Origin of the sequence: Methylomonas sp. LWB (assembly GCF_001856095.1) — a bacterium.
GTDB lineage: Bacteria > Pseudomonadota > Gammaproteobacteria > Methylococcales > Methylomonadaceae > Methylomonas > Methylomonas koyamae_A.
Map to the genome: position 1 here is coordinate 46324 of NZ_MKMC01000005.1, position 12263 is coordinate 58586.

7 protein-coding genes are annotated in these 12263 nt (G+C 57.1%); 5 read left to right on the top strand and 2 right to left on the bottom strand.

Going from position 1 to position 12263, the window contains the following annotated elements:
- Positions 1–211: 211 nt before the first annotated feature.
- Both BJL95_RS25020 and BJL95_RS02370 read right to left on the bottom strand, forming a co-directional pair.
- Entirely contained in the window at positions 212–1186 is a 975-nt protein-coding gene (locus tag BJL95_RS25020; protein ID WP_064026125.1) for a hypothetical protein, read from the bottom strand.
- Positions 1187–1326: 140 nt separating this feature from the next.
- On the bottom strand, positions 1327–2310 hold the full coding sequence (locus tag BJL95_RS02370; protein WP_071155193.1) for a hypothetical protein: 984 nt from the start codon (positions 2308–2310) through the stop codon (positions 1327–1329).
- An 879-nt stretch (positions 2311–3189) separates the two neighbouring features.
- On the opposite strand from BJL95_RS02370, the gene BJL95_RS02375 reads away from it, so the two are divergent.
- The 5 genes from BJL95_RS02375 to dusA all read left to right on the top strand — a co-directional run bounded on the left by BJL95_RS02375 (position 3190) and on the right by dusA (position 12245).
- On the top strand, positions 3190–5676 hold the full coding sequence (locus BJL95_RS02375) for a penicillin acylase family protein (RefSeq protein ID WP_083385569.1): 2487 nt from the start codon (positions 3190–3192) through the stop codon (positions 5674–5676).
- Between the two features lie 384 nt (positions 5677–6060).
- The gene (locus BJL95_RS02380) at positions 6061–8775 is read left to right on the top strand and encodes an RND family transporter (RefSeq protein ID WP_083385570.1); all 2715 of its coding nucleotides are present in this window, start codon (positions 6061–6063) and stop codon (positions 8773–8775) included.
- Between the two features lie 9 nt (positions 8776–8784).
- The gene (locus BJL95_RS02385) at positions 8785–9687 is read left to right on the top strand and encodes an outer membrane lipoprotein-sorting protein (protein WP_071155195.1); all 903 of its coding nucleotides are present in this window, start codon (positions 8785–8787) and stop codon (positions 9685–9687) included.
- Between the two features lie 65 nt (positions 9688–9752).
- Positions 9753–11132 carry a DUF1302 family protein gene (locus BJL95_RS02390; protein ID WP_071155197.1) on the top strand — a complete coding sequence of 460 codons (1380 nt, stop codon included), beginning with the start codon at positions 9753–9755 and terminating at the stop codon, positions 11130–11132.
- A gap of 126 nt (positions 11133–11258) precedes the next feature.
- Entirely contained in the window at positions 11259–12245 is a 987-nt protein-coding gene (dusA, locus tag BJL95_RS02395) for a tRNA dihydrouridine(20/20a) synthase DusA (RefSeq protein WP_071155199.1), read from the top strand.
- Positions 12246–12263 lie beyond the last annotated feature (18 nt).

Here is a 12263-nt window from a genome sequence, read left to right on the forward strand (position 1 = left end):
GTGCGTGGGAACGATAAAATCTATTCGACCCCGCCGAAAGAGTTCCCTGGCGGTTACCAACGAAGGCGATGGGAGCCTTAGCCACCCATCGCCCACCACGCTTTCAACGGTCGATATTGATAGCTTACTTCGATGGCGCGCTTATGATTGCTTACGACTCAGCCTATAGGGTGTGCCGCGCGTCGTTCAGCACGTCCCACGGCTTTGACGCTTAGCCGGCGCGGCCCCGCCTCTTAAGGCCTAGCAGCCCCAGCAAGCCGGTACCAAACAGCCAGACCGCTCCCGGCACCGGGACCGCCGGCGTAGAGGTAACATCGGGGTTGATGGAAAGGTGACCCAGAACCAAATTGACTTCTGGATCCCCAAGTTGAAAAAAGCTGGCCCACGAACTGTCCCCCCAAATGTAATCAGATTCCAGGGTCAGCATGCCTTGGGCATTAACGCCAAACACAGGGTTCAATAGCTGGAATGCCGTATATTTGGCTGTTTCCGCATGGCCGCTGGCACCTATATACCATCTATTAGTATCACCGCTTTGATATTCTCGAATATCAATACCCCGCAGCCAGAGCGTACCGCCAGGCGCAGCAAAGTCGCTGGCAAAGCGCAAGGAACCGCCCAAGCTAATGTAATGGACAAAATCCGGAAAGTCGGGATCGCTATAACCCATGCCGTCGGCCATCAACGGCCCGTACGAACCCGGCGCATACCCCGCCCCCCAACCAGGATCCAACCCCGGCGAATCGGCCGATTCCACCGGCATCGCCCAGCCGCCAACCGGCTGCTCGAGTGGCACTCGCTGCGCTGGGTCGTCAATCCGCCAAGCCGCGATAGCTTCCGGCGTGGACTGGCCACGCTGAATAGATCGATCCGAGGCGGTTATCGAATTGGGAATTTCGGACGGCACCTCGTTGCCAACGAACAATTGCGGATAAAAGAAGCGGTTGCCGTAGGTGTTGGAGGTGGGCTCCATGGCACCATTATTTAACGGAATACCGTGTATATCGCTTCGAAACCACTCGCTTTTCATCGTCGCCCAGACCTGCTGGTCATAAGTCAAGTAAGCCATACCGCCGATAGTGCCGTTCAAGGTGCTGGCGTCAGCGGGCGCGGATAGAATCATCAACGCGGCCAGGTTGACGGAAAGCAGGGTTATTTTCTTAACGTTAGGTAATTGTTTTTTCATGCGGTTCTTCCTGAATATCAAATTTTTTTATCTTTACTGTTACCGGAAAACCATCAGGGGCGGCGAAAGGCTTTCCCTGACGCTTATCAACGAAGGCGAAGGTAGCCTTAGTCACCCATCGCCGCCCACGCTTTCAATGGTTAATATTGATGGGTTACTTCGATGGTGCCTATGATGGCTTGCGACTCAGAGCCTGTTGGCGCCGGCGAACCATACACAGCCGGAGTGCCGGATTTTGTCGAGGTTGGAGTGGTGTAAGTACCGCTACCGGTCAACATGGTCATGTTATTGACTGAATCGGCCGTATATTGCCACCAATTGGCACCATTGGCCGGCGCTACATTGATACCGTAGAAGTCATCGCAAACCGTTCCTGTCTTCGTCCCTTTAAAGCATCTTCCCCAATCGGTTCCATCGGTATCAGTGCTGGAATTGGCAAAGCGCAAATTGGCTTTCAACGTCAAGGTGGTTCCGGACAGCGAGGTATAGACTTCGGTCAGTTTGAAAAGAGTATTACCCGTCAAATACTCTTTCAACACCCAAGTGCCGTTGCCCCCCCCCGTATTGCCCGTATTCTCCAGGGAAAGCTTACCCCATCTGAGCGATAACGCAGGGTTTTGAAATGCGCTACGCACCTTCAACACCCCTGCTAAACCGATTATGCCCGTTGAAGCGTTATTCCATGTAGAGACTTTATTTCCGGTTTGAAACGTAGTGGTGTAATTGGGTGTCGCCGAGGTCGCACAGACCACAGGCAAAGTCTGAGCATTGTAGGTCGTCGTGCCCGCAACCACCGCAGCTCCGCCGGTACCGGTGCTCGGTGTGGCATTATTCAGAGTGGAGTAGCTGAAAGCATTATCGGCAAGAAATGCATTGAGATAGATAAAACGTTTACCGTAATCCACCCCTCCCCAAAGCGCCTGCCCCGTATCCGAGTCCGCAGACGGTAGCGTCAGGCCACCGGCCCTGCCCCCACCCGCCATCGTCGCTAAAGCGGTTTTATGCAAGGTGAGCGTGGCGTTATTACCCGTCGTACACGCCGCATTCGCCTCCATCGCCGTCAACGCGCTGGATAGCGCGGTTAAAGCGAATATTCCTACTTTGATTTTATTGCTTTTTTTCATTTATAACTCCCGGCTTTGAATAACCTGCTCGATTACGGCGGGTTACCAAACTAATTTAAACAATTTTAAATAAAATCAGCATTAATCGGCATCTTAAAGACAGAACCCTAAATCGTTCAAAAACACCTCTAACACTCTCGTTGGCTTTTAGAGCCGGGCGCATCTTCAATCGAGAATAAATAATTCGCAATGAGACAAATTGTCGCGCGGCGATTTGTCGCATACCGACTAAAAATCTGTGTTAAATAACTAGTTTATTTCACCAAAAAGTTAATATTTTTTATGGCATATCACGCAATTTTTAGCGCCTTGCGGCATATGCCATACCATTTAATATTAAATTTATTTTCCCGCCGAACCCGCCTAGTGCTAAAAAAACGCCGACACGCATCGCCGAATCCGTCGTTTTTTTGCTCCAAGACGGCTTGAAGCGGAGACAATTGAACCGGAAAACACCAGCCGACGGCCGCCGAGATCAGAATGACTATTCGGATTGATCCGGTTCTATACGCCATGTAAGATGCTCTACTGCCGGCTTAGGACGAACAGCTTTTAGCCCGCCATGCACACCAGATATTGTCGTTACCGGCGCCCAGCCGCCTAGCGACACCCAACTAAAATCAAGAACAATCGCTGAGCTTAAAAGCTAATTTTTTTCGCGAAAACTCAGCATCGATTCTTAATCCGCCAGCTGTTATGAATTTAAAGCCGCGATTGATGACTTTCAAAAATTTAACTACAATTCAGCCGCACGCTATTTTCAGAACGAGATCCATCCAGGACCGTTATAATCACCTCATCATTTATTACGAAAAAACTTTCCCGCTTTAAATAAGCGCTTATTCAATTATTCGTTTTTTATAGTTTTCTTGAGAAACCATGAATGCCAATCGATCATTTACAAACGCTTGCGCGTTGGCGGCTTTTATATTCATTCCGTTTTTAAGCGGTACCTGTCATTCGGAGTCGTTGAAAAACATGGAACCTAACGCCATGCCGACCACGGTCGGCGAACGCGCCTATTCGGCAACCATTCGGCGCACCAGTTACGGTGTTCCGCACATCTCCGCCCCGGATCTACCCGGCGCCTGGTTCGGCCAAGGCTATGCGATGGCCGAAGACCGGATTTGCGTGTTGCTGGATCAAGTCATCAAAGTGCGCGGCCAACGTTCGCGTTATTTCGGCGCCGGCGATTACGAAGCTAACGTCGAAAGCGATTTTGCTTACCGACATCTGCGTTTAGTGGCCGATGCGGAAAAAAAATTGGCCGGCTTACCCGCGGATATTCAAGACATGCTGGCCGCGCATGCCGCCGGCATCAACCGTTTTGTGGCTGTCGCCGATTCCGGCAAGTTGCCCGGCGCCTGCCGCGATCCGAAGCGGCACGTGACGGTTACGCCAGCTGATTTGTTGGCGATTGCCACCGATTTCAGCATTTTTTTAAGCGGCCGGTTTCTGACCTCCTTTCTGAGTAACGCCCAACCGCCGCAAGCGGCCGGCGCGCCGGTATCGCCACCGCCCGCGGTCCCGGCCGACTCGGCAAAGCCCGGCAGCAACGGCTGGGCGATCGGCGGCGATTTGAGCGAGTCCGGCCACGGCCTATTGCTGGCCCAACCGCATTTTCCGTGGGAAGGCGCATTGCAGGCTTGGGAGTCGCACGTCACGGTGCCGGGCAAACTCGACGTCTACGGCATCACCGTCCCCGGCGTACCGAACACGCTGGTCGGCTTCAATGCCGCGGTCGCCTGGACCTTGACCGTAACGACGTCGCCGAAAGCCACGCTCTACCGATTAGCGCTGGATCCGGGCGATCCAACTCGCTATCGTTACGACGACGGAATCAAGGCGATGGAATCGACCGATTACACGATAGAAGTGCTGAACGGCGCGGGCGTACTGGAACCCAGAACCCGCAAGCTGTGGCGCAGCCACTACGGACCGATCCTGTCTATTCCGGCCGCCTTGACCGGCGGCATGGCCGATCTGGCATGGAATAACCAACACGTTCTGACTTACCGCGACGCCAATATCGACAACGATTCGATGCTCGCCCAATTTTTCGACATGGCCAAGGCAACGAACTTGGAAGGCCTGATCGACGCCCACCGGCGTTGGGCGGGTAGCATACCGTTCTCGAACACCATCGCCACGTCCGTGGAAGGCAAAGCTTGGTACGCCGACAGTTCACCGGTACCGCATTTGTCGCCGGCCGCGTTGCAGGCCTGGCAACAGGCCAAGCAAAGCGATCCGGGCGTCGCGGCGCTATACGCGTTTCACGGCATCTATTTGCTGGACGGCAGCACATCGCGCGACGAATGGCTTAACGACCCGGCCGCCCGCAAGCCGGGCTTGCTACCGTTCGAGCGCGCGCCGCAACTGCTGCGTAGCGATTTCGTGTTCAACGCCAACGACAGCCACTGGCTGAGCAATCCCAAGCAGCCGCTGGAAGGCTTTTACGCGCTGTACGGCGACGAGCGTCAGCCGCCGTCGCTACGGACCCGGATGAACGCGCTGGCCTTGACCCGGCAAACCGGCAAATTTTCGCTGCAATCGGTCATGGATGCGGCCTTGTCCAACCAATCGCTGGCCGGCCGCTTGTTCAGAACCGGCCTGGTGGAGCGTTGCCACGCCGCCAAGTCGGTCAAAATCGGCACCGAGCGCGTCGATTTGAGCCAAGCGTGCCGAATACTGGCCAACTGGGACGAACGCTTCGATTTGGAAAGCCGCGGCGCGGTGTTGTTTCGCGAGTTTCTGAGCACGTTTCGCCCGGAAGCCGGCGGCCACGAAGACACGATGATGTCGGCCAAGGACAAGATCTTTGCCCGGGCCTTCGACCCGGCCGCGCCGCTCACGACGCCCGACGGCCTCGCCCCCGCGCCGAAACACGGTCCGGACCCGGCGCTGCTGGCGCTGGGCAAGGCCGTGCAAACGCTGCGGCAAGCCGGCATCGCATTGGATGCCAAATTGGGCGATCTGCAATTCAGCCAGAAAAACGCCGCCAAGATTCCTGTCCACGGTGGTCAAGGCCAGGAAGGCATTTTGAACATGGCGGCTTACAGCGGCTCGAACGACACCTTGCTACCGGGTACCCAACGGGGAAAAGTGCTGAATCCGGCCACCGGTTTGACCGACCAAGGCTACGTGGTCAATTACGGCACCTCGTTTTTGCTGGCGGTCGAATTAACGCCGCAAGGCCCGCATGGCCAAGCGGTGCTGGCCTTCTCGCAATCGACCGACCCCAAGTCGCCGCATTTCGCGGACCAGACTGAATTGTTCTCCAAGAAAGGCTGGCGACCTTGTTTGTTCCGGGATGCCGATATCGAAGCCGATCCGAGCTTGCGGCGTTACCAAGTAGCAACGCCGTAACACCGGTCCTACCGTCTTCGAGGCGGAGTGGTGTCGCCTCTATGCCCGATGGGCGCCGACGAACGGCGGAGTACAAACCTCGGTTTGTACTCCAAACCGCTGGCCGGGCCGCGCACAACCCAGCTCATCGATTATTCCTAGCCGCTCAATCGCGCCATTTCACGCGCTGTCTGAGTCAAATAACGTAGTTTAGTGATTCGGACACCCGTCGAGAGTCCGGAAGCCTTGCTATTCGGTGCCTTTTGCTTGGCTTGGTAATTGCTTGCGGGCGTAAGCGGCGCGATTTTTTTCAGATCCCCCGGCAACACCCGCGCCTTCAGACACCTAAAAACTTAACCGCCGAAATCGATTCCCCGCTTTCGGCAGCGGCGCAATGGAGTAGCGATGGAAAAATTGTTCGACAGTCTGAACGGATATTTTGCCGGTGTCCCGACACGGGTGATACGGTTTAAATGGTGGATTTTGCTGTCAACCCTCGCGCTAACCCTGTTTTTGCTATTCGGGGCGCTGACCCGCACCAGCATTAACACGGCCGCGAACAGCTTTCTGGATAGAAGCGACCCGGCCATCGTGGCCTTGGATAAGTTTCGCCGCCAGTTCGGTAGCGACGACTCGGTGTTTTTGGTTTACCGGGCCAAGGACGGCGACGTCTTCTCGCGGCGTTCGTTGGCGGCCGTGCAAACCTTGACCGACGACTTGGAAAACTGGCGTGAACTCGGCGACAAGGTCAAGGATGCCGGCGGACAGACCGCGAACTTGGACGAACTGCGCCATATTCGCCGGGTACAATCCTTAAGCAACCTCCGCGTGCAGAGCGCCGACGGCGATACCCTGCATTCCAACCGCTTGGTGCCGCGCCAATTGCCCGACAATCCAGCCGAATTGGCCGAAATCAAAGCCCAGGCCCTGGCGCAAAAAGACTATCGCTTGGCGTTTTACTCGCCGGACGGCCAATACGCGGCGGTGTTGATCCAAACCGATTTCGGCGCGATACCGGTCAAGGACTACGTGCCCAAGGTCAACGCCGACGGCGTGGCCTTGGACGACAGCTTCGGCGATGTGGCGAGCGGCGCCGAAACCTTGAAGTTCGACGACAGCGCCGAAGTGCAGGCCATCCAATACGAGAAGGTCGATAATTTTGTTTACGCCCGCTTCGTCAAGGCCTTGAAAGCGGTGTACCAACGCTACGACAACGACTTCGAATTTTATTCGGTCGGTTATCCGCCGCTGATGGAATTCGTTCAGCAAGTGCTGCAGCAATCGGCCGGTTTGAATCTGGGCATGATACTGATCAACGTGGTACTGCTGTGGGTGCTGTTCCGCTCGTTCAGCGCGGTGCTGTGGCCGGTGTTGATCGTGTTGTTCAGCATCGTCTGGGTCACCGGCGCGGCCGCCTGGGCCGGCAAGAGTTTGTCGACGATGATCAGTCTGACCGTGATGTTGGTGTTCGTTTGCTGCATGGCCGATTGCATCCACGTCATCAGCATTTACCAAGCGCGCCGCCAGCAAGGCGACCATCACCGGCAGGCCCTCTCCGATGCCTACGCGACCGCCGGTTTGCCGATGTTGATAACCAGCATCACCAATATGACCGGTACCTTTTCGCTGATTTCGTCAGAGCTTTATCCGATCCGGGTGTTCGCCGCGATGTCCACCTTGGGCGTCGGCTTGGCCTACTTATTTTCGGTGGTGTTGCTGCCGATCCTATTGGATTTCTGGCATCCCGGCGTGGCCGACGCATCGGTCAAACCAGGCTGGCCGCGCCGTATCGCGAATCGTTGGCTGGCACTGTCTACCGCGACCCGCTCGGTCTGCACCATTGCCTACGTCGGCTTGGTCATGCTGGCCTTGGGCTTGAGCGTGGGCGGCTATATCGCGCTGATTTCGGTATTGACTTACGCGGTGATCCGCGGCCAGAAACGTTTGTTGAGCGCCGTGCCGCGCTTGGCCTCGCGGCAATTTCGGCTGTCCTTGCTGTTGTTCGGCGCGTTGGTGGCGGCCTGCTGGTACGGCGAAAGCCGGCTGCGCATCGACTCCAACGTCACCGAACTGACCCGCGAAGGCAGCGCCATCCGGGTCGCCTACCAAACCGCCGACGGCAAGATGGCCGGCACCCAAAACATGGAAATCATGCTGGACACCAAAACGGCGGACGGCATTCTCGACCCGAAAATCCTGACCCGCATCGATAGTCTGCAACAAAAGATCGCCGAAAAATATCCGGACAAGGTCAGCCGGACGTATTCGTTGGCGAATCTGGTCAAGGATACATACCGGGTTTTGAACGAAGACCGGCCGGAGTTTTACCGTATCCCGGATTCCCAAACGATGGTGGCGCAATTGTTGTATCTGTTCAACAGCGTCAATCCGGCCGATCGGCGCGGCATCGTGTCCGACGACTATAGCCAGTCGCATATCAGCGTCAACGTGTACAGCGCCGGTTCTTCGCAATATCAAGCCTTCTTCGACGAAGTGAACCGGGAAATCGCACAAGTGTTCGGCGACGTGAAGAACGAGTTTCCCGATCTGGAAGTCACCTTGACCGGCACGGTTCCGCTGGCGATGCGCACCCAGGCCATCATCGCCCATTCGCAATACGACGGCTTTTTGTTGGCGCTGGGCGTCATCAGCGTGATCATTTTCCTGACGCTGGGTTCGGTGCAGGCCGGTTTGCTGTCGTTGATTCCCAACGTGATTCCGGCCTTGTTCACTTACGGCCTGATGGGCTTGCTGGACATACCGCTCGATACCGACACCTTGCTGTTGGCGCCGGTCATCATCGGCTTGGCGGTGGACGACACCATCCATTTCATGACCCATTACCGACAGGCGCTGATCAAGACCCGGCACATGGCCGAAGCCTTGCGGGAGACGATAGAGGAAGTCGGCCCATCGATACTGTTTACCGGCATGGTGTTGGGCTTGGGTTTTTCGATTCAAGGTTTTTCCGACTACCTCGGCACCGCGAAGATGGGCATCTTCGGCGGCTTGGCGATTTTCGTCGGCATCTTGTGCGAACTGTTCTTGCTACCGGCGTTGCTGGTGGCTTTCAAACCGAAATTCGGTCTCAAACAGGTCGATACGACCGTCAATTTATGAGGTTCAAGCATGCGTAATCGCTTTGCAAATCGGCTGATTCTGGCGGCCGTCTGCGCCGTACTGGCTCAACCGGCGGCGGCCGAGGAAGGCGGCGCGCCGGACGGGCGGGCCATATTGGAAAAGCTGTCGGACTATCAGCGCAGCATCACCGACTCGGCCTTCGTCAAATCGCGCCTATCCAGTTGCCAATACGGCATCAAGGACAACAAAATCACCTGCGCCGAAACGCCTCGGGAAAAACTGCTGGAAGCGGTCGGCATCAACGACGGCAAGAACAAAAAGGACACCAAGGCGGTGACCATCGTACTGGAACCGGCCTCCGAAAAAGGCGTCGGCATGTTGAATTACAGCTACGACGAAACCGGCAAGGATAACGAAACCTGGCTCTACCTGTCGGCGCTGGGTAAGGTCAAGCGCATTGCCAGCGGCAATTCCGACGACGATTCCGAACCGGCCTCGCTGTTCGGCTCGGAATTCACCACCGAGGACACCGAAACCGGCAAACTGGACGACTACACGATCAACGTGCTCGGCGATACCGTGGAAGCGGGCCGGCCGGTCTGGAAAATCGAAACCATCCCCAATGCCGAGCGCGCCCGCAAGACCCGTTACGGCCGCCGGGTAATGTACGTCGACAAGGAGCGCTACGTGTCGTTGCGGGTCGAGTTGTACGACAAGCAAAACAAGGAAATCAAGCGCCTGCTGACTTCCAAGGTCGAGGAAATCAAAGGCGTCTGGACGGCGCGTTCGCAAACCATGATGAATCTGGTCACCAATCGTTTATCGAATATGGCCCGCAGCGAAATCAACAGCAGCGTAAAAATCCCCGACGACTTTCTGACCCAGCGCACGTTAACCGACGTGGCTTTTAGAGAAACCACGCTGGAACAATTGCGGGCCCAAACGAACTGACGGTGATTGCTTGCCCACCGCGCAAACCTGGCCCTAAGCGGTCACGGCTGTATTTGGCCGTCGTCTTGAGTCTGGCGCTCCCGGCGAGAGCCGAACCCGGCGCGGCGGCGTTGGCGTCCGAACCGGTGCTGGACTTGCCGGACACCGGCTCGCTAGCATTCGACGACGCCTCGGCATCGCCGCCGGCCGATACCGATTCAGGCTGGCTGGACCGATTTACCTTCAAATTCACCCAACTGCTTTACGCGCAAGTTCACGAGCACAAAACCGGTTCCGGCATCCACAAACAAGCCGCCGTCGAAGACAACCGTCTCGGCCTGCTGGTCAAATATCAAAACCCCTTCGCCCCCGGCTGGAATCTGCAAGGCAGCGGCCAGGCCAAGCTGTACTGGCCGTCGGATTACGATTTCGAGGGCTTGAGCAGCCAATCCATCGAAATGGAACAGCGCCTGGACAACGTCGAAATGCGGCTGAACGAGTTGTATCTGAGCAAGACCTTCGGCAGCCACACCTTCAAGCTGGGCAGACAGACCTTAGTGTGGGGCGAGGCCGAGGGCAATTCGGTGCTGGACACCTTGAACGTGTTGGAATACCGCGACCTGAGCACGATAGAGGTGGAGGACGCCCGCATCAACCAATGGTTCGCGGTTTGGGAGCATTTCGCCGCCAATCGGCGCTGGGCCATGTTCGTCAATCTGAATCCGCAATTCAACCCGCTGCCGCGCCAGGGCAGCCCGGCTTATTCGGCGCCGCTATTTCCGATCGACGATCCCAACCCTGACCGTCACCCGATTGAAGTCGGCGCGCGGATGCAATGGTCGGTCGAACACAGCGACCTGTCCCTGATGGCGGCCTATTTGCAGGAAAACCAATTGCATTATCTGACGCCGACCACGCTGAACGGCCACATCCAGTCCAAGGACAACGGTTATTGGCTGCTGGGCGCCAGCGCCAACCGGGCCATCGGCAAGTTGTTGCTGAAGCTGGACTTGGCCTACAGCGTCGGCCTGCTCGAGGACACGAACATCCTTGCGCCGATCCCGCATACCTCGACCGCGCGCAAGGATCAAATCGGCGCATCCTTCGGCTTCGACTACGCGCTGACCAACGACCAGAACATCAATGCATCGGTACAGGCGCGCTCGTTTCTGGACCACGACAGCGGCTTGGCCGCCAGCGAGCGCACCAGCAACGGCGACATCTTCGGTACCTGGCTGATACGCTACAACTGCCGCTTTTGGAACGACACCCTAACCTTCATCTCCTACAACCAAGGCACGCTCAACGCCGGCCAAGCCTTGACCAGCGCGATGCTGACCTATTCGATCGACGACCATTGGTCGGTGATGGGTACCGTAGTCGGCACGTTCGCCAACAAACAAAGCTCGCTACCGGTTCTGGACCAGGACGTCAGGCTCGGATTCAGCATCAGTTACTCGCTGTAAAGCCGCCTGCCCGCCAAGCCGGCGCAGTCCCGCACGGAAACAACCCAACGCGTCGGTTTCGATAGGAAGCGCCGCGTTGCGATACGATAGCTTCCCCTAGTTTGAAATTTCGTGGAATTTTGAGGAATGCAAAACACCGAAAGCCGGCCGTTCGCAAGTCACCGCTTCAGCGTTGCGCCTATGCTGGATTGGACCGACCGGCATTGCCGCTACTTTCATCGTCTGCTGACCCGCGAGGCCTTGCTGTATACCGAAATGGTCACCACCGGAGCGATTTTGCAGGGCGGGCGGGAGCGGCATTTGCGTTATAACGCCGAGGAACATCCGCTGGCCCTGCAACTGGGCGGCAGCGATCCGGCCGATTTGGCGCTGTGCGCAAAAATCGCCGAAGACTACGGCTACGACGAAGTCAATCTGAACGTCGGTTGTCCGAGCGACCGGGTCCAAAACGGCCGATTCGGCGCTTGTCTGATGGCCGAGCCGGGACTGGTGGCCGATTGCGTCGCGGCGATGCGCGCGGCGGTGACGATACCGGTAACGGTCAAGTCGCGCATCGGCATCGACGACCGGGACTCCTATGAAGAGCTCGCGCAGTTCGTCGCGACGGTGGCGGCTGCCGGTTGCGAAACCTTCATCGTCCACGCCCGCAAGGCCTGGCTGTCGGGCCTATCGCCTAAGGAAAACCGCGAGATTCCGCCACTGCAATACGACGTGGTGTTTCGCCTGAAACAGGATTTTCCGCATCTGACGATCGCTATCAACGGCGGCGTGACATCGCTGGACAGCGCGGCGAGTTTGCTGCGACAACTCGACGGCGTGATGGTGGGCCGCGAGGCCTATCACAACCCTTATATTCTGGCCGAAGTCGACCGAAAACTGTTCGGGAGCGGCGATCCGATTCCCAGCCGCCGCGAGATTGCGATAGCCATGCTGCCCTATCTCGAACAACAGGCCGGGCTGGGCATTCGCCCGCACGCGATCACCAAGCATATCCTGGGCTTGTTCCACGGGGTCGACGGCGCGCGCGCCTGGCGGCGCCATCTCAGCGAGAATGCCAACAAACCCGGCGCCGGCGCCGGGGTCTTGCTGGACGCCTTAGAATTTACCCGGTGATACGGTATACTCACCGCA